We start from the raw sequence: 23,022 nt of genomic DNA, 5'->3' as shown, positions 1-23,022 counted from the left end.
CGATGACGTTACGTGTACCGCTCGCTCTCGGTGACCCAGTCCAGATGCGCTCTCGGCGCGGTCAGGTAGGCGCACGCCACCTTGCTGACGTCCCTGGCGGTCTTGGCGGGAAGCTCGTCCAGCGGCAGCCGCCTGGCCGCCGCGCCCATGTCGGCGCACCGGCCCTCGATCCTGTCGAGCACCCAGTCGATGGCCTCGGGCTCGCTCAGCCCCAGCTCGTGGGTCACCACCACCACGAAGTTGTGCGCGTCGCCCCGCTCCTTCGGCAGCGAGGCCAGGTCGTTGCACCAGGTCGCCACGTCGGCGCAGGCCTCCACGAGCGCCTGCCACGGCTCGGCGGCGGCCAGCTCGGGGGGCACCTCCACCCCCAGGCAGGGCTCCACCAGGTCGTACAGGAAGGGACCCGCCGTGCCCCTGCGCAGCGCCGGGTACTCCTCGATGGTCGGCACGCCGCCGGTGGCCCTGTTGTCCGCCTCGACTCCACACGCGTCCGACTGCCGCTGCAGGTTCGTCGCGAACCGCAGCCGCCAGTCGTCGCTCATGGTCGCGCTCGTCGCGCGCCACAGGTCGGTGAACGCCGCCTCCAGCGGGTGCGCCCCGTTCCCCTCGAAGAGCCTCGGGTACGGCTGGCCCGCCTCGTCCACCAGGTCGTCCAGGTGGAACAGCCAGGTCAGCCACTGCGCGAACAGCGCCGCCGCCCTCGCGTCGAACTCGGCGAAGGCGCGCGCGGCCAGGCGGTGACAGGCCGACCTGCGATCGACGCGCAGTCCCGTCCGCCTGGTCCAGTCGATGACCGCCGCCTCGATCGCGTACACCGAGCGGTGCATCCTGCACGGCGCGGCCAGCGCGGGAACCCGCGAGATGAGCGGCGTGAGCACGCTCGCGGGCGTCATGGTCAGCACTACAGCGGCCCGAACAGCCAGTTGCCCACCGCGTGGGGGTCGTCGCTGGTGTAGTACTGCCTGACGGCCTCGACCAGCTCCTCCACGCTCAGCACGCCGTCACGGTCGCGGTCGAGGCGGTCGAAGGCCTCCTCCACGTCGTCGTAGGCGGTGCCGAAGGCGCTGAGCAGCACGCGGAACTCGGGCGCCCCGATCCTGCCGTCGCCGTCCCCGTCGCACAGCTCGGCGACCGCCGTCGCCGCGGGCCTGAAGACCGGGTCGAACAGGTCGCCTTCGATGAAGGCTGAGGTCATCCCCGCGTGGAACTCGGTGTTGGAGATCCACGCGTCGTTGTCCCTGCCGAGCTCGGCCGACAGCGTCGACCAGATGCCGTCGAAGCTCTGCACGAGACGGTCGCCGGTCACCGAGGTGGGGGACTCACCGAACCCCACCAGCAGGCGCGCGCCGAGCCCCAGCAGGTCGTCGCGCTCGATCTGTCCCCTGCTGTAGACGTCAATGTGCGTGAAAGCTCGATCGAGCTTGTGTTTGCGCAGATCAGCGCTCATACGTGCCTCCCCCGAGACGGCAGTGCCTGATCACCCTAGGAGGGCGGGGAGTCATTTGTCAGTGAGGCACGCGCTTGGTTCGCTCCCAGGCGTTATGCCTGACCCTTGGCCGTTTCTTGGGCGAAGGCGCCGCGGACCCCCGGGACGGCCGCTCGGGAGAGGCCGGCGCGCGACGTTCCGTAACGTGCGCGAAACACGAAACAGGCAGACTGTAGAGGACCAGACATGTCTTTTCAGTCAAGGGGACGCCTTGGACCGTCAGCAGGAGTTCGTTCTCCGCACACTCGAGGAGCGCGACATCCGGTTCATCCGGCTCTGGTTCACTGACGTGCTCGGCTTTCTCAAGTCGGTCGCCATCGCGCCGGCCGAGCTGGAAGGCGCCTTCGCCGAGGGCATCGGATTCGACGGCTCGGCGATCGAGGGCTTCGCGCGCGTCTACGAGAGCGACATGCTCGCCAAGCCCGACCCGGGCACCTTCCAGATCCTGCCGTGGCGCAGCGAGGTGCCGGGCGCGGCCCGCATCTTCTGCGACATCCTCATGCCGGACGGCTCGCCGTCCCACGCCGACCCCAGGTGGGTGCTCAAGCGCGCCCTCGCCAAGTGTGCCGACATGGGGTTCACCTTCTACACCCACCCCGAGATCGAGTTCTTCCTGCTGAAGAACCGGCCCGAGGCCGGCGAGCCCAGGCCGGAGCCGATCGACTCGGGCGGCTACTTCGACCACACCCCGCACAGCGCCGGCCACGACTTCCGCCGCCAGGCGATCATGATGCTGGAGTCGATGGGCATCTCGGTGGAGTTCAGCCACCACGAGGGCGCCCCCGGCCAGCAGGAGATCGACCTGCGCTACGCCGACGCGCTCACCACGGCCGACAACATCATGACCTTCCGCCTGGTCATGAAGGAGGTCGCGCTGGAGCAGGGCATCTGGGCCTCCTTCATGCCCAAGCCGTTCACCGAGCACCCGGGCTCCGGCATGCACACCCACATGTCGCTGTTCGAGGGCGACCGCAACGCCTTCTACGAGGCGGGCGCCGACTACCAGCTCTCCAAGATCGGCCGGTCGTTCATCGCGGGGCTGCTCAAGCACGCCGCCGAGATCACCGCCGTCACCAACCAGTGGGTCAACTCCTACAAGCGCCTCTGGGGCGGGGCCGAGGCCATCGCCGGTCAGGGCGGCGAGGCCCCCTCCTACATCTGCTGGGGCCACAACAACCGCTCGGCGCTGGTGCGCGTGCCCATGTACAAGCCGCACAAGGGCGGCTCCACGCGCATCGAGTTCCGCTCGCTCGACTCGGCCTGCAACCCCTACCTCGCTTTCGCGCTCGTGCTGGCGGCGGGGCTGAAGGGCATCGAGGAAGGTTACGAGCTCCCCGCGCCGGCCGAGGACAACGTGTGGGCGCTGACGAGTGCCGAACGGCGCGCGCTCGGCATCCAGCCGCTGCCGCAGTCGCTCGACGAGGCCATCTCGGTGATGGAGCGGAGCGAGCTGGTCGCCGAGACGCTGGGCGAGCACGTCTTCGACTACTTCCTGCGCAACAAGCGCTCCGAGTGGCGCGACTTCCGCCGCCAGGTGACGGAGTTCGAGCTGGGCCGCTACCTGCCGGTCCTCTGATCAGGTAAGACGCCCTGCCGGTGAGAGTCCCGTTGTGATCGGGTGTCGCTCGGCGGCAGGGCATCGTGTAGTGCTGATCATGATCAGGTCACATCCGCGAGGCGCGGGCGGCGAGCGCTTCGTGACCTACCCGTAGCCACACCAGAGATCCGCGGTACCGAGCACACCCGCCGATTCGGCGAGGGCATCGTCCTCTTGTGATCGCCCGCCATCCCCGGTTTCGGACGTCAAGGCCATCCGACACACTGGCTCGCATGACAACCGCCCCCCAGGTTCTGACAACGCGAACTCTCGCCGCAAGGCGTTCCCGTTGTGCTGCCTTCCTTATCGACACCCTGATTCTTCTCATAGCCACTGCACCGATCAACGTAGCGTTCACGGTCGAGTCCGAGGTTTCCGATGAATCAACACTCATCAGCTTCCTCAACCCCTACGCGGGGGATCCCGGTTGGCCGATCCAGGTCGTGATCACCGTCCTCTTCGCCGTGTACTTCTGGCTACAGCACGCCCTATGGGGCCAGACGCTCGGTAAGCGCCTCTGCCGCATGAAGGTCGTGTCCGGCGCCACTGGAGAGATACCGAGCCTGCGCCAGGCAGGACTACGCACTCTCGTCCACCACCTCCTCACGGCGATCCCCTATCTCGGGGCGGTCCTCGGCCTTGTCGACATGCTGTGGATATTCGGCGACCCCCAGCGGCGATGCCTGCATGACGTCATCGCTAAAACCATCGTGATCGACCTTCACGACCCCACAAGGAAGTGGTCGGAGGGATCCGGCTTCCTGTTCAGGCTGGGCATCCTCATATCTCTCTTTGCCGCCTTCGCGTTGTTCTCCACGCTGCTGGCGAGGTAGCCCCGCGTGCGACAGAGCCTGAAATCCTCCTGGTTGCAGTTCTCGTTGCAATCCAGCGGCCGTCTGGTGGCCTTTCAGGTGGTCCACAGTTCCGGGGCTCATGCGGTTTGGTGCCGATGGTTAAAGCCCTCGATCCCTCCACAGGTTGAAAGCCCTCATCGGTTCCACCGCCTCGTCGTCAGCAGCAGGGCGATGCCGCCGATCACCACCCAGCCGACCACGCCGAACACGCCGCCGAGTACGGGGTCGGCGGGGTGGCGGGCGTCGGAGGCCACGAGGTAGAGCGCGGGCATCGTGCCGTTGACCGCGGCGTGCCCGATCACGGCGGGCCAGACGCTGGCCGTACGGAGGCGGAGCCAGCCCAGGACGGATCCGATGGCCACGCAGGAGACGGTGAAGAGCGGCACCCCCGACCAGCCGAGGCCGGGGTAGTGAAGGCCGCCCGCGGTGAGCGGGGCGTGCCACACGCCCCAGATCACGCCGGACAGCAGCAGCGCCTTGCCCTGGCCGAGCGGCATCAGGCGGGGGAGGAGCCAGCCGCGCCAGCCCCATTCCTCGCCGAACGCGCCGAACGCGTAGAGGACGGGATAGACGACGAGCGAGATGGCCAGCCCGGTGGCGGCGAAGCCGTGCGTGCTCTGGGGGAACAGCCGGCGGTAGCCCGACAGGCCCGCCAGGTCCGTGGGGAAGGCGCCGACCAGCGCGCTGATCGCGATCGTGGCCGCCACGACCACGGGGACGGCGATCCAGGTGAGGGCCGTGACGCCGAGCGCGCGTCCTGGCCTGCCGCCGAATGTCAGGCCGGTGTCGCGGGCCCACTCTCGGGCGTTGTTCCTACGCAGCAGCCAGACGGCCAGGACCGCGAGCGTGGGGGACAGCTGCATGCCCACCAGCGTCATCTGAAGGGCCGAGCCTCGGGCGTTCGGGGCAGCGGTCCAGAGGGGGATCGCGGCCAGCCACGCGCCGCCGAACGCCACGGCGAGGAACACGAGGAGGTCGGCGGGACGGGCCTGGATGACCTGGCGTGGGGGCGGGCTCTCGAGGTTCGTCATGTCCTCGATCTTCGGAGGGCGACGAATCCCGAGCCAGTGAAGAATTCACGACCTGTCGGACTGTCGCGCCATGCCTACCGCGATCCTCGGCTCCATCATGATCGTGCTGGAGTTCCTCGTGGGCGGCACGGTCGGCGTAGAAGCCCTCCGCCGGGCGCGCTGAGCTCAGGGCGCCCGACGGCCGGGCGCGTCAGAGGTACTTCGGGTACAGGTCGGTGGTCGGCCACGAGGTGACCGCGTCGTGCGCCTGCCACATCAGCCGGTCGATCACGTCGAAGTCCGGCGACCCCTCCTCCTCGCGCCTGTTGAACTGCACGCACCACGTCACTCCCGCCGAGGTCCGCACGAGCAGCGTGAACGTGCCCGGCATCGAGCCCGTGTGCCAGGTGTTGAGGCCGGTGCCCGCCGTCCTGACGTACCAGCCGCAGCCGTACCACCAGCCGTCGCCGCTCACGCCGATCTCAGGCTTGGCGAACGCGCGGGAGATGGAGGTGGCGTTCAGGGCGGCGCCCGCCTTGTCGAAGGCGCTCGCCCACCGGACCGTGTCGACGGCAGAGGCGAGCCAGCCGCCGTTGGCGTCCTGGTTGGGCATGTTGAACCCGCCGTACGGGTACGGCACGACCTCGCCCGAGGAGTCGACCACGCTCTTGTTGGTGTACTTGGAGCTGTATCCGACCTCGCTGGCCGACATGTCCTCGCGCAGGCTCTCGCCGAGCACCATCCTGTCGATGCCCAGCGGCGACAGCAGCGTCGACTTCACGTAGGACTCGTAGCTCTGCCCCGAGACCTTCTCGATGACCCTGCCCAGCAGCATGTAGCCGTAGTTGCTGTAGGACATCTTGGTGCCAGGGTCGAAGTCGAGCGGCTTGGCGGTGACGTACTTCATGATGTCGGCGTGGCTGATCGGCAGCGGCGCGTCGAGCGAGGCGGAGATCGTGGCGTCGAGCCACAGCGGGTCCTTGCTGACGTTCCTGTCCCAGCCGCCCGTGTGCTGCATGAGCCGCCACAGGGTGACCTTCTCGAGGCGGGGGTCGGCGGTGGCGGGGAGGCCGAGGAGCGTGGTGATGGGGGAGGTCAGGCTGAGCTTGCCGTCCTGGGCCAGGCGCAGGATCGCCGCCGAGGTGATGCTCTTGCTCAGGCTCGCGATGCGGAACAGCGACGTCGGCTGCACGCGGGCGATCGCGTTGGTGGTGTTCGGGCGGTAGACGCCGTAGCCGCGGGCGGCCAGCAGCCTGCCCTTCCTGGCGACGGCGAGCTGGCCGCAGGTGATGTTCCGCTCGGTCATGTACTTCTGCACGGTCTTGTCGAAGCTGGCCAACTGGGCCGGAACGACCCCACTGGGCAGCAGGTCCGCCTCGGCCCTCGCGGGCTGCAGCCCCAGCGCCACGGTGGCGGCGCCCGCCTTGAGCAGGTTCCGGCGGCTGAGCACAGTCACTTCTGACCCCCAAGTCACATGCGTGTCAAGGGGCAGCATCATACGGACAAGTCGGTGCTTGTGCCGATTCCATGGGAAGCTAGGCGCTCGTCAGCGCGTTACGCGTGTTGAGCGACCGCGACATCACCCTGATTCCCTGGATCATGGGACGTTCGGGTAAAATCGGCCTGTTCAAAATGATATTTCCAGACATATTGGAGGGTGTGGCATGACGACGGCTGCCCTGCAGACCGTGCTGACCGTCCCCGAGCGCTTCCGCGGTCCGGCGGGTATCGCCAACGGCGGCTGGATCTCCGGCACCGTGGCCGAGGCGCTCAACGGTCTCCAATCGGCCGTGGAGGTCACGCTTCATGCACCCACCCCGCTCGAGACCGAGCTCAGGCTGGAGCACGTCGCCAACTCCGCGTCCCTCTCCCACGACGGCAAGGTGCTCGTCGAGGCCATCCCGGTCGCCGAGCACCTGAGCGGCCCCGGTTTCGTGCCGTTCAACGAGGCCGCCCGCGCCGAGGCGGGCTTCCCCGGCTGGAGGGGCCACGCCTTCCCCGAGTGCTTCGCCTGCGGCCTGCGTGAGCCCGGTGACGGCCTGCGCGTCTTCCCCGGCCCTGTCGACGGCGCCGACGTCGTCGCGGCGGGGTGGCGCGTGCCGTTCACGGTGACCGACGCGGACGGCGCCGTGCCTGTCGCCGTCGTGGCCTCGGTGCTCGACTGCGTGACCGGCTGGGCCCACTTCGCGCCCGGCGAGTCGGCCCTGCTCGGCCGCCTGACCTTGCAGGTCGACCGGCGCGTCTACCCCGGAGGCACGTACTCGGTCGTGGCCAAGGCCACCGGCCGCGAGGGACGCAAGCTCTTCGGCGAGAGCGCCATCTACGAGGTGGACGGCACGCTGGTGGCCGCGGCCAAGGCGACCTGGATCGCTCCACGCTAGAAACGCGCGATCAGGGGCGGCCCGCTCGGGCCGCCCCTGATCTGTTCACCGCGTCAGGCGGTCGGCGACCAGCGACGCGCACCGGTCGTCGAACAGGATCGTGTAGTGGTTGCAGTCGGGCACCAGCTCGTCGCGCAGCCCTGGCAGTCGCGCGGTCCACGCGGCGGCCAGCTCGTCGGGCAGCATCCCCACGTCCTGGTTGAGCAGGCCGCGCGGCGCGCGCAGCACGGTCGTCGGCGCCTCGATGGCGGCCAGCGACGCGCCGATGCTGTCGCCGTTGAGCCACAGCCACCTGCCGTCCTCGCGCACGGCCTCGCCCACCGCCCGCGACCTCAGCGCGCCGGAGGGCCCCACGAGGTCGTACCTGACGTACTCCTCCGCCTCGGCCGTCCACTGCCCTGCGAAGGCGGGGTGCGCCTTGAAGAAGGCGACGTACTCGTCGGGTGTGGCGAAGGTCTGGCTCAGCCTGGCGATCGCCGGCCCGAGCGTGGCCTCGATCTGCGCGTCCACGTCGGCGTCAGGCGAGGGAGAGGGCAGCGGCAGCCCGCCGTCCACCAGCACCACCTTGCCGAAGGGCCGCCGCGCTCCCGCCAGGACGGCCACGTACGCGCCCATCGAGTGACCGGTGAGCACCGCGTCGGGGCCGGCCCCCACGTGCTCGGCCACCCGCAGCACGTCATCGGCGTGCCTGGGCAGGCCGTAAGGGCCGGGCAGGTCGCGGCTGTGACCGCGGCCCCGCAGGTCCATCGCCACCAGCGACCATTCCCCTGGCAGCCTGCGCGCCACCCCCGCCCACGCCATCAGCGAGGCGGTGATGCCGTGGGCCGCGATGATCAGCCTGGGGCCCGTCCCGAAGGTGGCGATGCGCAGGCCGTCGACGTCTTCTACCCTCATGCGCGCGATCTTAGGGGCAGACCTTCCTGAACGGCAGGGCGGGCACGTACGCCCGCCACTGCGCCTCGGTGAGCGTCCCGCCCGCGCGGGCGCAGACGGCGGCCAGCACCTTGGCGGGAGCCACCGGCTGTTCGCGCACCACCCCCTTGCCGTCCATGGTGAGCAGCGACGAACCGTCGGCGGTGAAGGCCACCGACTGGATCCACCCGCCGCCGGCGAACTCGGCCCCGCCCGCGTCGGGGTAGGTTCCGAGACTCACCCCCTTGACCGGGTCGAACAGCAGCACCCTGCCCCTGCCGCCGACCGCGACGACGTCCTCGGCGGGGGAGTAGGCGGTGGCGTAGTCGGCGGAGTTGCCCCGGGCGCCCCTGGTGACCGGGTTGAGCCGGCGTCTGGTGGCCGCGTCCCAGAGCGTCAGCCGCCCGCGCGAGTCGAGCACGGCCAGCTCCCTGCCCGAGCGGGTGAAGAACACCCGCATGCCCTCCCCGCCGAACGGCGCCCCCAGGGGCTTGCCCGTCGCCGCGTCGAGCAGCGACTGGCGGGGTCCGCTCAGGGCGAGCGTGCGACCGTCGGGCGAGAGCGCGGCGTCGTTGGTCTCGGCCTGGTCGCCGCTCCACAGCCGTCGTCCGCGCTGCCAGTCCCAGACCTGGGCGGCGTGGCGGAAGTCGGGCCTGCCGTCGTCGGGACTGCGCAACACGATGGCCAGCCGCGCTCCGTCATGGCTGAAGACGGCCCGCACCGGCTCCATGTCGCCCGCGGCGAGCCGTAGCTCGGCGAGAGTGGCCTGCGAGCCCGCGTCCACGATCGCGACCTTGCCGCGGAGGAAGAGGGCCAGCCGCTTGCCGTCACCGCTGAAGGCGACGCCATCGGCGGAGGGCAGCGCGCCGAGGTCCTTCCCTCCGCGTGCCTGGCGCAGCTTCGTGGCCCCGCTCACGTCGGGGGTCACCAGATGGCGGCCGCCGGGGGAGAGCTCCGCCAGGTCCGAGTACGCCCCGTCCCTGTCCCGCCAGGCCAGGTCGGACAGATCCATGGAGAAGACCCTGTCGTCGACGAGATAGCGATAGATGCGGCCGTCGAAGAAGCCCTGCGGGAGGTCGCTCTCGTCCGAGTCGCCCCGCACGGGCATGGTGGCGAGCAGCCCCGAGTCGCCCATGCGCCAGATCTGGATCTCCTTGGCGGCGGCGGCGGAGGCGGCGAACCGGCCGTCCGCGCTGATCGCCACCGAGCCCTGGTTCCAGCCCCCGCTCTCGCCCGCGCCGTCCCGCGTGCCGAGCTCGACCTCGGCCTTGGTCCTGGAGTTGGTCAGGCGCAACACCCTGGTGCCGTCGGCCGTCCTCCACTCGCCCTTGGCGTCGAGCATGGCACGGAAGGCGGCGCGAGTCGTGGCTCCGGTCTCGAGGTCCCATCGCACGTCGGGCCGCTCGCCGACGGACAGGTCTGGACCGCGCTCGTCGGTGTAGAAGATGTCGGCCCTGCTGTTGACCAGGTCGAGAGCTCGATCGAAGGCCCGCTCCCTGATGAGGCCGCCGTCGCGCAGGTCCCATGCCCTCATGCCCTTGTCGGTGACGACCGCCAGCGTCCGGCCCGAAGGCGACAGCGCGGCGTCCGAGATTCGCTCCGATCCGAGCCCGAGGTCGGGGATGCCTCCTGTGCGCTTTCCCGTGCGGACGTCCCACAGCCGGGCCGCGTTCTCGCCGACGCTCAGCAACGTCCTGCCGTCGGGCGACAGCTTCCTGACCGTGTCGCCGCTCGTGGCGGGATCCCTGAACATCGCCGACTCGCGCTGCGCCAGAGAGGCCACCAGGCCCGCCCTGGTCTGGGGGGTGTGGTCCAGGCTCCACGCCGCCGCGCTGAGCAGCATCGCCAGCCTCGGGTCCGTGCCCCGCGTCGAGGCGGCCAGCGTGGTCAGCCTGGTGGCCTCGGAGCGCTGCAGCTGCCTGCCGATCTCGGCGGCCCGGGTGTCGGCGACCATGCTCTGCTGGACGGCCAGGCCCCCGGCCGCCAGCGAGATCACCAGGAGTCCGCCCAGGCTGAGCGAGACGAGCCTGTTCCGTCTCGCCCTGCGCCTGGTCACCCCCGCCGCCGCCTCGAGGAAGTCGCGCTCGGCGGGGGACAGCGTGATGTTCCTGCGCGCCGTCGCCGCCCACTGCAGCGCGTTCTCCAGGCTGGAGCCGTGGAACAGGTCGCCGTCCCTGCGGCCGCTGGAGTCCCACCGGCTGGCCGCCAGCAGGATCTGCCGGTGTACGGCGAGGCCGTCCCTGTTGGTCTCGATCCACCTGCGATACCTCGGCCACGCCTGCGGCAGCGCGGGACGGGCCAGCCAGATCGCCTCGCCGTCCCTGCCGAGCAGGTAGCCGAACACCTTGAGGATCTTGGTGATCGCGGCCACCTCGGGCAGCGGCCTGCCCTCGACCAGCTCGGCCGTCGCGGCGTGCCGTACCGACAGCTCGCCGTGCTCGTCCACGGTCACCAGGCGCAGGAACACCTCGGGCGCCAGCTCCCTCTCCGCGGCGTCGAGGAGCGCGTAGGCGTCCTCGGCCAGCGTGCCGAGCGCGGGGTCGTCGGCGGTGACGCTCACCAGCGCTGCCTCGCGCCCGCCCCTGGCGAGCAGCCTGCCGGTGCCGAGCCGCGCGTCCCCGCTGACCAGCGCGAGCAGGAGTTGACGCGAGGGGGGCCGCTGCGTGGGCTCCTTGCTGAGCGCGGCGCCGATCAGCGGGCGCAACTGCTCGGGCAGGACCGTGAGATCAGGGTTGGCCGACAGGACCCTGTGCATGACTGCGCCCAGGCTGTCGGCCTCGAAGGGGTCGGCGCCCGTCGCGGCGTAGAGCATGATCGCGCCCCACGCGAACACGTCGGCGGCGGCGTCCGCCCGCTGCCCCGTGAATACCTCAGGCGCCATGTAGCTCGGCGTCCCCTTGACCAGGCCCGTGTCGGTGAGCGACATCTCCTCCGTCCTGGCGATGCCGAAGTCGATCACACGCGGCCCGTCGGGGCCTAGCAGCACGTTGTCGGGCTTGAGGTCCCTGTGGACCACCCCCGCCTCGTGGATCGCGGTCAGCGCGGTCGCCACCGCGGTGGCCAGCCTGATCAGGTCGCCCCCGCCGAACCTGCGGCCGTCCGTGACGGCCTTGCGCAGGCTCGGGCCCTCCACGTACTCGCTGACGATGTACGGCCGCGGCCCCCGCAGCTCGGCGGCGATCACCTTGGCGGTGCAGAACGAGGCGACACGCTGGGCGGCCTCGGCCTCCCTGCCCAGCTGGGCGACCTGGTCGCCGTGCAACACCTTGACAGCGACCCTGCGGCCGTCCTGCGTGTACGCCTCGTAGACCACGCCCTGGCCGCCCGCGCCGAGCCTGGCGGCGAGCCAGTAGTCGCCGAGCCGCTGCGGGTCCCCGTCGATCAGTGCCGTCGCCATCCGCCTTCTCCGTCATCGTGATCTCTGTGGCATTTGATGCGGAAGGCCGCAATAAGGTTCAATCTGGCGTTCTTGGGGTGGCCGGGCGACACTGGAATCCCCCCACGAAGGGTGTCCGCGATGAGCAAACGCTCACGCCGGCGTCGCGCGCTGACCAGTGGCGCGCCTGCCTGGATGCCGGGGTTCGGCCCCGGCGAGCCGCACTGGTCCGATGACTTCCCCGACGAGCCGCCGGGAGGCGAGGGCGGCGTCAGGGAGCCGAGGCGGCCCAAGCCGACGCTTCCCGGGATGCCGGAGCACCTGGATGAGCCCGAACCGCCCATAGTCGTGAAGGTCGGATAATTGCGCACATGCGCATCACCGTCATCGAGCACGAGGCCGGAGCCGGCCTGGGGTATTTCGAGGGCTGGCTCGGCGTCGACGTTCACGTCGTTCGGCCCTATCTGGGTGAGGAGGTGCCCTCGCGCGCCGAGGACGGGCTGATCGTGCTCGGCGGCGAGGCCTCCGCGTGGGACGACGAGGGCTACCCCTGGCTGCCCGCCACCCGCGAACTGCTGCGGGTCAGCGTGGCCGACGGCACGCCCACGCTGGGCATCTGCCTCGGAGCCCAGCTCATGACCATCGCGTGCGGCGGCACGGTGGAGCGCGGCGGCAACGGGCTCGAGGTGGGCGTCCGCGAGGTGGTGGCCCTGCCGGAGGCGCGGGACGACGCGCTGCTCGGCGACCTGGACAGGGCTGTGGCCGTGCAGTACCACCAGGACGCCATGACCGCCCTCCCCGAGGGCGCGGTGCGCCTGGCCACCGGGGAGCAGTACCCCAACCAGGCCTACCGCCTCGGCGGACGGGCGTGGGCGATCCAGTTCCACCCCGAGGCCACACCCGAGATCTTCGCGGGATGGACCCCTCCGGAGGACCTGGTCGTCGAGGTGAAGCGGGCGGAGGACGACCTGGTCGCCGCGTGGCGGCCGCTCGCCTCGGCGTTCGGCGAGGTGGTCAGAACCAGCGGTCGCGCTGCTTCGTGGGCCGACGGCCGGGCGGGGTGGTGTGATCCCGCGGGGTCGTGAGGACGTGGGCGGCGGCGTGGACGCCGCCGAGGACCAGCGGCAGGAGCAGCCAGCTCGATGAGGACAGCCGCTTGTCCTCCAGCCGCCGCCACGCCCACACCGAGTAGGGGATCACCACGAGCGGCGCGGTGACCACGCCCGGCGTGTAGCCGCGCACGGCCGCCGCCTGTGCCAGGTGCACGACCCCGTGCGCCCCGAACGCCGCCAGCGCCGCCCGGTAGAAGCCGCTGCGCGGCCCGCTGGCCGCGGCGGCCGCGACCACCCCGCCCATGAGGCCGATGGCGACGTTGACGTGCCGCTGGTCGACGTCCATGGCCTCCCACACCCGATCGGGCACCCAGGGGAAGCGCTCGGCCAGCCGAGGCCGTGCCTTGCGAGCCCAGCCCGCCATCGTGGCCAGTTCCTCCGCGTCGTGCAGCGCCCATGCGGCAAGCAAACCCCAGGCTGCCATGTCGCTCACTCCTCTCATCACAACGCAACGTTGCGTTGTACTTCTCACTATACGCACACCTGACAAGATGAGAAGGTGCCGAGGATCGAGTCCACCGCCGCCCGCCTGGCCAAGCTCGGCTTCGCCGACCCGGATCGCGCCGAACGTCTGGTCGCGGAGATCGACGCGGCATGGTTGCTCGATGCCTTCGCCGCCGTCGCCGATCCCGACCTCGCCCTGCTGTCGCTGACCAGACTGGCCGAGCGGGACCCCTCGGTGCTGGAGAGGCTGCGGTCGGACGAGGGGCTGCGCGCGCGCCTGCTGGCGGTGCTGGGGGTGAGCGCGGCGCTGGGAGAGCACGTGATCACCCACCCGGGCCACTGGCGGTCGCTGGCGGGAGAAGCGGCCCTCGCCAGGCCCGGCGAAGGCGAACTACGCGCCACGCTTCTCCGCGCGGTCGCCGCCGACCCGTCCGCTCGCGAACCCCGCGCAGGCGACCCCGGACCCCGCGTGGGCACCGCTGGACCGACGGCCTCCGAACCCCGTGTCGGCGACGCGGGATGGTCGGCCCCCGAATCCCCTGTGGGCGACGCCGGACCGTTGGCCCACGAAGCCCTCGCGAGTGACCAGGATCCCGCCGCACCGCTGCCCGACGCGGGACACCGGCCCCCTCTCGCGCCCACACCCGGAGACTCAAGCTCCGCTGGGGTCGATTCCGTCACAGGAGACCCAGAACCGACCGAGTTCGTGTCCGGCGCTGGAGACGCGCGATCGGCCGGGGGCGCAGGGGATGCGGGCCGGGCTTCGGCCGTACCCCCTGGTCTCGAGGGCGGGGCGGAGGGGTTGAAGGCCGCGTACCGGCGGCGGCTCATGCTGCTGGCCGCCCGCGACCTCACAGGCGCCGCCTCGTTCGCCGAGGTCACCGCCGAGCTGTCCGACCTGGCGGGAGCCGCGCTGGAGGCGGGCCTGGCCATCGCGCGGGCCGAGGTGCCCGCCGACGACGTACGGCTGGCCGTCGTCGGCATGGGCAAGTGCGGCGCCCGCGAGCTCAACTACATCAGCGACGTCGACGTCATCTTCGTGGCCGAGCCTGTAGCGGGCGCCGACGAGACCAAGGCCCTGCGCAGCGCCACGCGCCTGGCCCAGGTGATGATGCGCGCCTGCGCCGAGCTGTGGGAGGTCGACGCGGGCCTACGCCCCGAGGGGCGAGCGGGACCGCTGGTGCGCACGCTGGCCAGCCACCTGGCCTACTACCAGCGCTGGGCCAAGACCTGGGAGTTCCAGGCGTTGCTGAAGGCCAGGCCGGTCGCAGGCGACGCCGCGCTCGGCGCGGCCTACGTCTCGGCGGTCGACGAGCTGGTCTGGAACGCCGCCGCGAGGGAGAACTTCGTCGAGGACGTCCAGGCGATGCGCCGCCGCGTCGAGGCGCACGTGCGCGAGGACGGGGAGCGGCAGCTCAAGCTCGGTCCAGGCGGCCTGCGCGACATCGAGTTCGCGGTGCAGCTGCTGCAGCTCGTGCACGGGCGGCTCGATCCGATGCTGCGCCGCCGGGCCACGCTGCCCGCGCTGGCCGCCCTCTCCCGCGGCGGCTACGTCGGCAGGGACGACGCCAAGGGCCTGGCCGAGGCGTACACCTTCCTGCGCCAGGTCGAGCACCTGCTGCAGCTGCACCGGCTGCGCCGTACACACGTCGTGCCGTCGGGCACCGACGACCTGCGCAGGCTCGGCAGGGCGCTCAAGCTCGGCCCCGATCCGGCGGCAGAGTTCACCAGGCAGTGGAAGAAGCACGCGATGGAGGCGCGGCGGCTGCACGAGAAGCTGTTCTACCGGCCGCTCCTGCAGGCCGTGGCCAGGCTCCCCGAAGCCGAGGCGCGCCTGTCCACCGCCGCCGCGACCGCCCGCCTCCAGGCGCTCGGCTACCGCGACCCTTCGGGGGCGCTGCGCCACATCGCCGCGCTCACCACGGGTGTGTCCAGGCGCGCGGCCATCCAGCGGACGCTGCTGCCCGTCATGCTCGGCTGGTTCGCCGACGCCGCCGACCCCGACGCGGGCCTGCTCGGCTTCCGGCAGGTGAGCGACCAGCTCGGCACCACGCCGTGGTACCTGAGGCTGCTGCGTGATGAGACGGCGGTGGCCGCCCGCATGGCGCGTGTCCTCGGCACCAGTCGCTACGCCACCGACCTGCTCACCCGCGCCCCCGAGGGCGTCGCCATGCTCGGGTCCGACTCCGAGCTGGAGCCCAGGCCGGTGGCGACGCTGTACGCCGAGGCGGGCGCGGCGGTCGCCAGGCAGGCCGACGCCGAGCACGCCGTCGCCTCCGTGCGGGCGCTGCGCCGCAGGGAGCTGTTCCGTACGGCGGTCGCCGACCTGTCGGGCCTGGCGGACATCGAGCGGGTCGGCGTGGCACTGTCGGAACTGAACGACGTGACGATCCAGGCCGCGCTCGACGCCGCGCTCGCCAAGGTGCGGCTGGAGAGCAGGGGCGAGCCGCTCGGCGCGTTCGCCGTCATCGCCATGGGCCGGCTGGGCGGCATGGAGTGCTCCTACGCCAGCGACGCCGACGTGATGTTCGTCGCCGAACGCCCGGAGGCGGGCTTCGCCGTGGCCAACGAGCTGCGGCGGCTGCTGGCGCTGCCCGCGCCCGACCCGCCGCTGCTGATCGACCCCGATCTGCGTCCCGAGGGCAGGCAGGGCCCGCTGGTGCGCACGCTCGCCTCCTACCGGGCCTACTACGCCCGCTGGTCCTCGCCGTGGGAGTCGCAGGCGCTGCTGCGCGCCCGCTTCTGCGCGGGCGACGCCGCACTCGGGGAGGCGTTCGTCTCGGTGATCGACGACGTGCGCTACCCGCACGGCGGCCTCTCGCAGGAGGCCGTGCGGGAGATCCGCAGGCTGAAGGCCCGCATGGAGGCCGAACGGCTGCCGCGCGGGGCGGACCCCGCCCTGCACACCAAGCTCGGCAGGGGAGGGCTGTCGGACGTGGAGTGGGTGGCCCAGCTGCTGCAGCTCCAGCACGCCGCCGCGGAGCCAGGGCTGCGGACGACCAGGACGCTTGAGGCGCTGCGCGCGGCCGTCTCCGCCGGGCTGCTCGACCACGCCGACGCCGAGGTGCTGATCGAAAGCTGGCGGTTCGCCTCGCGCATCCGCGACGCCATGATGCTGGTGAAGGGCAGGGCCGGTGACATGGTGCCGGCCGACGCGCACGAGCGGCGACTGATCGCCAGGACGCTCGGCTACCCGCCCGACGGCTCGGAGGACTTCGTCGACGACTACCGCAGGGTGACCCGCCGCGCCCGCCAGGTGGTGGAGCGCGTCTTCTACTGACAGCACCTAAATCGGGCGAACGCATTGCGCGCGGCGGAGCCGCCGTGTATCACGGCGTGGGGTGATCGCTTTGCTGTCTCTTTACGTCGATCTCGGACTCGGCCTAGTCCTGTGCTTCCTGCTGCTGTCGTTGCTGGTCAGCGGCCTGAACGAGGGCTTCGTCAGATTGCTGTCGATCCGCAGCAAGTTCCTGTGGGCCTACCTCAGGGACACCATGGACGGCGCGGACTCCTCCGGCAGGGCGTGGCTGCCCAACAGGGTGGCCGACGTCTTCGCGAAGCTGCCGTTCACGCACGATCCGCGGCCCGAGCACAACCAGTTGCCCGCGCCGTCCGAGGTCGCGCCGATGCCGGCCGCGGAGAGCGCCTCGAAGGAGGCCATGACCACGCTGTTCTACCAGCGGGTTCGTGAGATCGACCATCCCAAGACCGGCAGGACCAGCATCGCCAACATCCCGCCCGAGCGGTTCGCCGTGGCGATGATGGAGATGGCTTCGGCGGAGAAGGACGGCGTCGAGGGGCTGCTGGTCAAGCTCAAGGGCATCGGCAGCCCGCTCCACGGTCACCTGCAGGGCCTGTGGGAGGGCGCCCAGCGCGACATGGACCGCTTCAGGCAGGGCGTCGAGATCTGGTTCGACGCCGAGATGCAGCGCCTGACCATGCTCTACAAGCGCTACGTCAAGTGGGTCGTCGGCGTGCTCGGGCTCGTGGTCGTGCTGCTGTTCAGCATGGACGGCCTGGAGTACGCCAAGACGCTGCTGCGCGACAACGCCTACCGCTCGGCCGTGTCGGCGATCGCGAGCAGTGGCGCCGAGCAGATCGAACCGCTGAAGCAGGAGTGCGACACGCCCGGCAACCCCTACCTGTGCGTCACGGAGACGCTCAGCTCGCCCGCCCTGGTCAAGGTCTTCGACCACGCGATCGTCAGCGTCGTCATCCCCGAGGAGGGCGACCCCTCCATCGCGTGGAACGGCGGCACGTGGTGGGCGCGGCTCACCACTCTCAGCCACTGGCCCGGCTTCCTGGTCACCTACGTCGCCCTGCTGTTCGGCGCGCCGTTCTGGTGGGACGTCTTCCGCCGCATCACCGGCCTGCGCTCCCCGAAGTAAGATCCTCCCACTCCCCCCACGTTCTCAGGGAGGAGTCCTCATGTGGATGATCGCCGGAATCGTCATGATGTCGAGCGTCGTGGCGCCGGTGCCCGACGTCGCGGGCCAGGAACTGGTGCCGGCCATCGGAGCGCTCAGGGACGCGGGGTACGAGCGCGTCAGGACCACTGACGTCAGCGGGCGGGGACGCGTCGTCGTTACGCGCCGCTCCTGGAAGGTGTGCGCGCAGCGGCCCGTGGCCGGAGCCGAGGCGACGCAGGAGGGAGTGGAACTCGCGGTGGTGAAGACGGACGAGACCTGCCCCGTCGGCGAGCCCGCGACGACCAGGCCTGGATTCATGCCTGACCTGAAGGGCAAGAGCGTCAGGGTGGCCCGCCACACACTGCCCCGACGCACCACGATCAGGATCAAGGACGCCACGGGGCGCAAGCGCGTCGTCTTCTGGGACATCGCGTGGCGCGTGTGCACCCAGAGGCCTGCCCCGTCCGCGCCCCTGGAAGGGCCCGTGTCGCTCGGCGTGGTCAAGTACGGCGAGTCCTGCCCCTAGGGCCGCGCCCGTGCCCGCCTCCCGTGCGGCGAGGCGGGCGCCCCGGGCCGGCGCGCTCCAAAACCGATTGCCCGGGGATCCGCCGGGGCCTAGCTTGTGGTGATCGTCGTTCGCAGAGAGGACCTCACGTGCTGGGCGCTCGTGTACATGCGTACCTCAGGTCGGTGGCCGGGACCCGGGCGCACAGGGCAGGGCCGTTCGTGATCCGGTTCGACGAGAACGACGACGCGCTCCCGTTCAACTACGCGGTCCCCGACGACGACGTCGCGCCCACGGCGGATGAGGTCGCCGCGCTGATCGCGGTGTTCCGTGAGCGGGCCAGGACACCCAGGCTGGAGTACGTGCCGCAGGCGGCGCCGAAGGTGGAGGACGCGCTGCTCGCGGCAGGCTTCACCCCGGAAGGCCGCTATCCGCTGCTGGTGTGCCCGCCGGACGAGGTGGTGGACGCTACCGCCGACGACGTTGTCAGGGTCGCGCGGGTGACCGATGATCCCGGCCTGTGGCACGTCGCGCGGGTGATGAACGAGGCGTTCGACGCGCCGGAGGCCACCGAGCACGACGTCGCGCGGCTCCGGCGGGTCCTGGACGGCGGCGGGTTCGTGGCCGCCGCCGTGGACACCACGACGGGGGACGTCGTCGGCGCGGGACAGATCGGCAGCCCCCATCAGGGAGTCGCCGAGGTCGCGGGCATCGCGGTGCGTGCCTCGCACCGGCGGCGCGGCATCGCGGGAGCGGTGACGGCGGTGCTGACCCGCGCGGGCGCGGACGCCGGGATCACCACGCCGTTCCTCACCCCGGCCGACGACGGCGCCGCACGGGTCTACGCCCGCGTCGGCTACCGGAAAGTGGGCGAGGCCCTGTACATCTCGCTCCGCTAGAGAGGCATCTCGCCGGGCGCCCACGCTTCCTCCATGCCGGGGCAAGAGGAGACGCCCCGCCACAGGGTGACGGGGCGTCTCGAAGGGGTGGCGAGGCGGCAGGTGAGGCCGCTCACTCACAGGTCACACGTCGTAGGTGTGACACATACAGGCAGTTGACCTGCCTATCCCTTGATCGTTAAGAGGGCTGTTCCGGTTCTGTTCCGGTTTTCGGGTCCTCCCGGCTGAACGCCTCGTCGATCGCGCTCCGGGTCCGGCCCTCGCTGCCGGGCATCAGATGCGTGTACGTCCGCAGCGTGTATCCCGGGTCCTGGTGCCCGAGGTAATCGGCCAACGCCTTGATGGACTCGCCAGCGTCGAGCAGCACACTGGCGAAGTAGTGCCGCAGCGCGTGCATGCCGTGCTTGCGATTCTCCTGGTTGCGACGACCGGGTATCTTCGGCCGATCCCCGGAGATCACGCCCACCCGCTCAAGAGCGGGCTTCCAGACGTACTCGTTGATGTAGTTGCGGTTCAACGCCTTGGACTCGCGGCTGGTGAGGATCAACTTGAAGGTCTTGGGTTCCCCATCCAGTTCCTCCCACGGCAGGGTGATCTCACGGGCCGGGAACCGGCTCAGGTACTCCTTCACGGCCTCGGCGACGTACGACGGAAGAGGGATCGTCCGCTCGCGATCGTGCTTGGGCAGTCCGAACAGCAGCTTCGCCCGGATCATCTTCAGCTGCTGCCGCACGTGGACGACGCCCTTGTCGAAGTCCACGTCGTCCACGGCGAGACCGAAGATCTCGCCCTGCCGCAGGCCGCACCCAGCGCCCAGGATCGCCATGATGGCGTACCGCTCCGGCAGCTCATCGATCACCGCGAGCACGCGTTCCGTGGGCCACGGCTCGATCTTCCGCTTCGGCGACTTGGGCTTCATGACGGTCTTCGACGCGCACGGATTCTTGCTGATCAGCTCGTCAGCCACGGCGCTGTCCAAGAGCTGTTCGAGGAACGCGAGCACGCGGCCGGCCGTGCTCGCCGCCAGCCTGTTGCCGAGCTGCTTCAGCCAGGCCCGGATCTCGCTCGGCTTGATCGAGCCGATCTCCCGATGGCCGAACCTCGGCTTGATGTGCACCCGCCAGTACCCCTCGTAGATCTGCCTCGTGGACGGGTCGGCTTCGAGCGACGCCAGCCAGCCTTCAGGACCTTCGACGATGGAGGACAGGAGCCTCTTGCCCCCGTTCGGGTCGATGTAGTTACCCCGCGACTTGTCCGCCTCCATGAGCGAGCCGTGGGTCTCGGCCGCCGACTTCTTAGCGAACGCCTTCGTCAGCTCTCGCCCTTCGGGGTCGTTCCAGACGGCTAACCAGCGCATCCCCTTTCCGTGGCGCCTGGTCGGTTCTCGCTTCGTCTTGCCGTCCGGGTCCTGCACGGTCTTGAACCACAGGTCTCTGACGCGAGCCATCGTGCTTCTCCTGAGGGTTGTGGCGGGGCGGCGGCGAGCTGCTCCGAATGGGCGTTTCGCCTGGTGCCGAGCAGTCACCGTGCGCGATTGGTGATCTTCCTGAACATGTCTCGTGCTCTCGTACACGTCACGCTATGGTGTATCTGACGCGTCAGACGCATCAAGTTATATTGTTTGTATCACACGAGACCTCCGGAACGGGCGAGAGCCCGCACCGCCCTATCCCTCAGTAGGGCGAGCCGGGGGAGCACCACCCCGAGCCCGCATCCGAGACGCCTGCCCCTCAGGAGCCACCCGGCCAGACACAAAGAAAGGCGCCCCCCGCACAGCGGAGAGCGCCTTACTCACATCACCTCAACACCCGCATCCCTGACCGGCTTCAAAGGTTTGGTCGCCCAAAGCCGATCGGGAGGTGCTCAAGATGCTTGGAGCCGAAGATATCACCTCGCCAAGCGTTCGCCCCGGCACGCCCGAAGGCCTGGGTCGCGCCGCAGCCGAACGTCTCCCAAGACGCACCGACGTCCCGCATGGCCGTCCTGTCCGCCGTCCCCGAGGGCATGCGACGTGCCCCCTCGCAGCGGGACTTCCTCCGCGCTGTCAAGGAACACCCGGACGCTCTCGCGCTGCGGTGCCACGCCTACCGGAACCTGACGGAGGTGTCGGCCCGCTTGGCCGACTGGGCCAACTGGACCACGATGACCACCCGCCCGACCGAGCAGCGCATTGCTGACGATCTCGACCTGGCCCTGTCCACCGTGAAGCGCTGGATCAGGTGGCTGCGCGTGCGCGGTTACCTCGGCGTCGTCGAGGAGGGAAGCACGGTCCGCTTCCGCAAGGGCAACCGGTGCGGGCTCGACGACGACGGCCTGGGCAACCGGGCAGCGGTGTGGGTGCTGTGCGTTCCTGCTGTACCTGAGCTGGACGAACACGACACGCTTACCGACAAAACGACAACTGAACCCCCCTCCTGTACTTCCCGTAGGGGAGTACAGGAAGGTCCTACGCACGCGCGCGAAGAAAGATCATCCTCCCGTCGCCGCAGCCGAATCTCGACGACGAGCGGACCCGCCGCAACGCCGGGGACCCGCAAGCACGCACTCCAAACCGCCCAGAAGATCCACGACGCCGACCCCGTCCTCGGGCGACTGTCCCCGTGGTACATCCGGCACCTGACCAGGGCTTTCCTCGTCGCTGGCTGGAGCGCCGACGACGTTCGACACGCGCTCAATCACCAGCCGGACGGCTCGGCCTGGACCTACACCTGGATCAGCCGTGACCAGATCCGCAACGTCCCCGGCTGGGCGCGGTTCCGGCTTGCCGCATGGCTCGACGAGCACGGCCGGCCCCTGCCCGGCAAGTCGCAGCGGCTCGAGGCCGCGGCCGCCCGGCTCCGCGCCGACCAGCAAGCCTGGCGTGCGGAGCGCGAGGCGATGAACGCGGCTCGGGTCGGCGGGCCGCTCGAACTGGCGCCGCGGCTGAGCCGCACGGAAGCGCTCGCGCCCCCGCCCGTGGTCGAGCAAGCCCCGGCGCCCGGCCCGTCCGAGGCGTTCCGTGCGGCCCGTGCGGCGCTGGAGGAGAAGCGTCTGCAGCGGGAGATGCACCTGGAGATGCTGCGCCTTCGGAGGTCGTCGTGAGCGGGTCGTACGCCGATCGCGCCGAGCAGGCGCGGGAGCTGCTGGCGCGCTCGTCGCCAGCGGCCGCCCGGGCGATGCGTGCTCGCGCGGTCGAGGCTGCGCGGCCGCGACGGAAGGTGGAGGAGTGGCGGTGGGACTGGATCGACGAGCAGGTGGAGCAGGTGATCGAGGCTCAGTCGCGGCTGGTCGAGGCCGTTCCGCCGCAGACGGAGCCGGAGCCCGAGGTGGATGAGGAAGTGGAGCGGCGGCGGGTGGCGTTGGCGCGGGCGAGGATGCGGGCCCGCGCCGCACGCGCGAACCGACAAAACGACAAATCCGAATCTACGTCGTAAAGCCGGGGTCGGGGGAGAGTTAGACGCTTAGAAGCACCGCTACGCGCGCGTCAGTTCAACGGAGATACGCGTTCGCGGTGTGTCTGGTGCGTCTGTCGCGTCGAGCGCGTTCAAGCGCTTAGATTGCGTCTGAGACGGTAACCGAACTGTGATCAGCGGAAATGATCGCTGGTACCTTATATGTACTTATACCTCTCTTCTATGTGTTACTTTGGAGATCCAAGCACCACACAAAAGCACCGCTGACCAGCCGAAACACCGGAAGGAACGCCGTGACCGCCACAATCCCCCCGCCCTGGCAAGTCCACGCCGCCGCCCACGCGGCCGGAGCGAGCACCAGCCACGTGCTCGACGCCCTCGCATTCACGGCCGCCAACTACGCAGCCGAGCGTCGGCCCCTCGCACAGTGGGACGACCTCCTGCAAGGCGCCACCGAGCGCACGATGGGCGCCGCGGCCGCCGTGACCGCTGAGGAGGCCGAGGAGTTCGGCTACGACATCGAGGACGGCTTCACCTACGACGACCTAGACGGCGTGTCCGCCAGACGCGTCACGGCCCACGCATTGGTCGCTGCGACTCTCTGGGCGGACAAGAACGCTGCTGCAGCCTGATAGCGGAACCGCA

At 70.4% G+C, this 23,022-nt stretch carries 20 protein-coding genes; 12 read left to right on the top strand and 8 right to left on the bottom strand.

Translation table 11 applies throughout. The features are described 5' to 3' along the window. Positions 1–8: 8 nt before the first annotated feature. Positions 9–893 carry a terpene synthase family protein gene (locus tag AB0B45_RS02930; protein ID WP_358124247.1) on the bottom strand — a complete coding sequence of 295 codons (885 nt, stop codon included), beginning with the start codon at positions 891–893 and terminating at the stop codon, positions 9–11. 8 nt (positions 894–901) lie between these two features. Next, on the bottom strand, positions 902–1,447 hold the full coding sequence (locus AB0B45_RS02925; RefSeq protein WP_358124244.1) for an EF-hand domain-containing protein: 546 nt from the start codon (positions 1,445–1,447) through the stop codon (positions 902–904). A gap of 250 nt (positions 1,448–1,697) precedes the next feature. Here AB0B45_RS02925 and glnA point away from each other — a divergent pair, with 250 nt between their 5' ends. Both glnA and AB0B45_RS02915 read left to right on the top strand, forming a co-directional pair. After that, positions 1,698–3,062, top strand: coding sequence for a type I glutamate--ammonia ligase (gene glnA / locus AB0B45_RS02920; protein WP_358124241.1), 1,365 nt, complete (start codon positions 1,698–1,700; stop codon positions 3,060–3,062). Between the two features lie 254 nt (positions 3,063–3,316). Further along, complete coding sequence (locus AB0B45_RS02915) at positions 3,317–3,916, top strand: RDD family protein (protein WP_358124238.1); 600 nt, start codon at positions 3,317–3,319, stop codon at positions 3,914–3,916. Between the two features lie 155 nt (positions 3,917–4,071). Here AB0B45_RS02915 and AB0B45_RS02910 read toward each other — a convergent pair whose 3' ends face one another. Further along, entirely contained in the window at positions 4,072–4,968 is an 897-nt protein-coding gene (locus AB0B45_RS02910) for a CPBP family intramembrane glutamic endopeptidase (RefSeq protein WP_358124235.1), read from the bottom strand. A gap of 190 nt (positions 4,969–5,158) precedes the next feature. After that, positions 5,159–6,397, bottom strand: a complete 1,239-nt coding sequence (locus AB0B45_RS02905; RefSeq protein WP_358124232.1) for a serine hydrolase domain-containing protein — start codon at positions 6,395–6,397, stop codon at positions 5,159–5,161. 214 nt (positions 6,398–6,611) lie between these two features. On the opposite strand from AB0B45_RS02905, the gene AB0B45_RS02900 reads away from it, so the two are divergent. Beyond that, positions 6,612–7,328 (top strand): hypothetical protein, encoded by a 717-nt coding sequence (locus AB0B45_RS02900; RefSeq protein ID WP_358124230.1) that lies wholly within the window; start codon positions 6,612–6,614, stop codon positions 7,326–7,328. A 45-nt stretch (positions 7,329–7,373) separates the two neighbouring features. On the opposite strand, the gene AB0B45_RS02895 is transcribed toward AB0B45_RS02900, so the two are convergent. Both AB0B45_RS02895 and AB0B45_RS02890 read right to left on the bottom strand, forming a co-directional pair. Next, positions 7,374–8,222 carry an alpha/beta hydrolase gene (locus AB0B45_RS02895; protein ID WP_358124228.1) on the bottom strand — a complete coding sequence of 283 codons (849 nt, stop codon included), beginning with the start codon at positions 8,220–8,222 and terminating at the stop codon, positions 7,374–7,376. Positions 8,223–8,232: 10 nt separating this feature from the next. Further along, positions 8,233–11,637, bottom strand: a complete 3,405-nt coding sequence (locus tag AB0B45_RS02890; RefSeq protein ID WP_358124226.1) for a WD40 repeat domain-containing serine/threonine protein kinase — start codon at positions 11,635–11,637, stop codon at positions 8,233–8,235. Positions 11,638–11,757: 120 nt separating this feature from the next. Here AB0B45_RS02890 and AB0B45_RS02885 point away from each other — a divergent pair, with 120 nt between their 5' ends. Then, on the top strand, positions 11,758–11,979 hold the full coding sequence (locus tag AB0B45_RS02885; RefSeq protein WP_358124224.1) for a hypothetical protein: 222 nt from the start codon (positions 11,758–11,760) through the stop codon (positions 11,977–11,979). An 8-nt stretch (positions 11,980–11,987) separates the two neighbouring features. Then, positions 11,988–12,701 (top strand): type 1 glutamine amidotransferase, encoded by a 714-nt coding sequence (locus tag AB0B45_RS02880; protein ID WP_358124221.1) that lies wholly within the window; start codon positions 11,988–11,990, stop codon positions 12,699–12,701. Here AB0B45_RS02880 and AB0B45_RS02875 read toward each other — a convergent pair. Further along, on the bottom strand, positions 12,631–13,152 hold the full coding sequence (locus tag AB0B45_RS02875; protein ID WP_358124217.1) for an HXXEE domain-containing protein: 522 nt from the start codon (positions 13,150–13,152) through the stop codon (positions 12,631–12,633). The genes AB0B45_RS02880 and AB0B45_RS02875 overlap by 71 nt on opposite strands. A gap of 75 nt (positions 13,153–13,227) precedes the next feature. Between AB0B45_RS02875 and AB0B45_RS02870 the strand changes: the two genes are divergently transcribed. The 4 genes from AB0B45_RS02870 (at position 13,228) to AB0B45_RS02855 (ending at position 18,985) form a co-directional block, all read left to right on the top strand. Continuing rightward, positions 13,228–16,452: a bifunctional [glutamine synthetase] adenylyltransferase/[glutamine synthetase]-adenylyl-L-tyrosine phosphorylase gene (locus AB0B45_RS02870; RefSeq protein WP_358124214.1), complete on the top strand. Its 3,225-nt coding sequence runs from the start codon at positions 13,228–13,230 to the stop codon at positions 16,450–16,452. 61 nt (positions 16,453–16,513) lie between these two features. After that, positions 16,514–17,560 (top strand): hypothetical protein, encoded by a 1,047-nt coding sequence (locus AB0B45_RS02865; protein WP_358124212.1) that lies wholly within the window; start codon positions 16,514–16,516, stop codon positions 17,558–17,560. A gap of 40 nt (positions 17,561–17,600) precedes the next feature. Beyond that, positions 17,601–18,107, top strand: a complete 507-nt coding sequence (locus AB0B45_RS02860) for a hypothetical protein (protein WP_358124210.1) — start codon at positions 17,601–17,603, stop codon at positions 18,105–18,107. Between the two features lie 164 nt (positions 18,108–18,271). Next, on the top strand, positions 18,272–18,985 hold the full coding sequence (locus tag AB0B45_RS02855; protein ID WP_358124207.1) for a GNAT family N-acetyltransferase: 714 nt from the start codon (positions 18,272–18,274) through the stop codon (positions 18,983–18,985). A gap of 178 nt (positions 18,986–19,163) precedes the next feature. On the opposite strand, the gene AB0B45_RS02850 is transcribed toward AB0B45_RS02855, so the two are convergent. Beyond that, the gene (locus AB0B45_RS02850) at positions 19,164–20,432 is read right to left on the bottom strand and encodes a site-specific integrase (protein ID WP_358124205.1); all 1,269 of its coding nucleotides are present in this window, start codon (positions 20,430–20,432) and stop codon (positions 19,164–19,166) included. A 668-nt stretch (positions 20,433–21,100) separates the two neighbouring features. Here AB0B45_RS02850 and AB0B45_RS02845 point away from each other — a divergent pair. The 3 genes from AB0B45_RS02845 (at position 21,101) to AB0B45_RS02835 (ending at position 23,009) form a co-directional block, all read left to right on the top strand. Beyond that, positions 21,101–22,066, top strand: coding sequence for a hypothetical protein (locus AB0B45_RS02845; protein WP_358124202.1), 966 nt, complete (start codon positions 21,101–21,103; stop codon positions 22,064–22,066). Continuing rightward, positions 22,063–22,398, top strand: a complete 336-nt coding sequence (locus AB0B45_RS02840; RefSeq protein ID WP_358124200.1) for a hypothetical protein — start codon at positions 22,063–22,065, stop codon at positions 22,396–22,398. The genes AB0B45_RS02845 and AB0B45_RS02840 overlap by 4 nt, the downstream gene beginning before the upstream one ends. A gap of 272 nt (positions 22,399–22,670) precedes the next feature. Continuing rightward, positions 22,671–23,009, top strand: coding sequence for a hypothetical protein (locus AB0B45_RS02835; RefSeq protein ID WP_358124197.1), 339 nt, complete (start codon positions 22,671–22,673; stop codon positions 23,007–23,009). The last annotated feature ends 13 nt before the right edge of the window (positions 23,010–23,022 follow it).

It is taken from the genome of Nonomuraea sp. NPDC049152 (assembly GCF_040648355.1).
Taxonomy (GTDB): Bacteria; Actinomycetota; Actinomycetes; order Streptosporangiales; family Streptosporangiaceae; genus Nonomuraea.
This window is presented reverse-complemented; position numbering and strand designations above follow the sequence as displayed.

Excerpts from the sequence above, each read along its gene's own strand:
- AB0B45_RS02900 (WP_358124230.1), top strand. The coding sequence starts at position 6,612 with ATGACGACGGCTGCCCTGCAGACCGTGCTGACCGTCCCCGAGCGCTTC.
- AB0B45_RS02925 (WP_358124244.1), bottom strand. The coding sequence starts at position 1,447 with ATGAGCGCTGATCTGCGCAAACACAAGCTCGATCGAGCTTTCACGCAC.
- AB0B45_RS02880 (WP_358124221.1), top strand. The coding sequence starts at position 11,988 with ATGCGCATCACCGTCATCGAGCACGAGGCCGGAGCCGGCCTGGGGTAT.
- AB0B45_RS02895 (WP_358124228.1), bottom strand. The coding sequence starts at position 8,222 with ATGAGGGTAGAAGACGTCGACGGCCTGCGCATCGCCACCTTCGGGACG.
- AB0B45_RS02875 (WP_358124217.1), bottom strand. The coding sequence starts at position 13,152 with ATGGCAGCCTGGGGTTTGCTTGCCGCATGGGCGCTGCACGACGCGGAG.
- AB0B45_RS02930 (WP_358124247.1), bottom strand. The coding sequence starts at position 893 with ATGACGCCCGCGAGCGTGCTCACGCCGCTCATCTCGCGGGTTCCCGCG.
- AB0B45_RS02915 (WP_358124238.1), top strand. The coding sequence starts at position 3,317 with ATGACAACCGCCCCCCAGGTTCTGACAACGCGAACTCTCGCCGCAAGG.
- AB0B45_RS02885 (WP_358124224.1), top strand. The coding sequence starts at position 11,758 with ATGAGCAAACGCTCACGCCGGCGTCGCGCGCTGACCAGTGGCGCGCCT.
- AB0B45_RS02860 (WP_358124210.1), top strand. The coding sequence starts at position 17,601 with ATGTGGATGATCGCCGGAATCGTCATGATGTCGAGCGTCGTGGCGCCG.
- AB0B45_RS02850 (WP_358124205.1), bottom strand. The coding sequence starts at position 20,432 with ATGGCTCGCGTCAGAGACCTGTGGTTCAAGACCGTGCAGGACCCGGAC.
- AB0B45_RS02910 (WP_358124235.1), bottom strand. The coding sequence starts at position 4,968 with ATGACGAACCTCGAGAGCCCGCCCCCACGCCAGGTCATCCAGGCCCGT.
- AB0B45_RS02890 (WP_358124226.1), bottom strand. The coding sequence starts at position 11,637 with ATGGCGACGGCACTGATCGACGGGGACCCGCAGCGGCTCGGCGACTAC.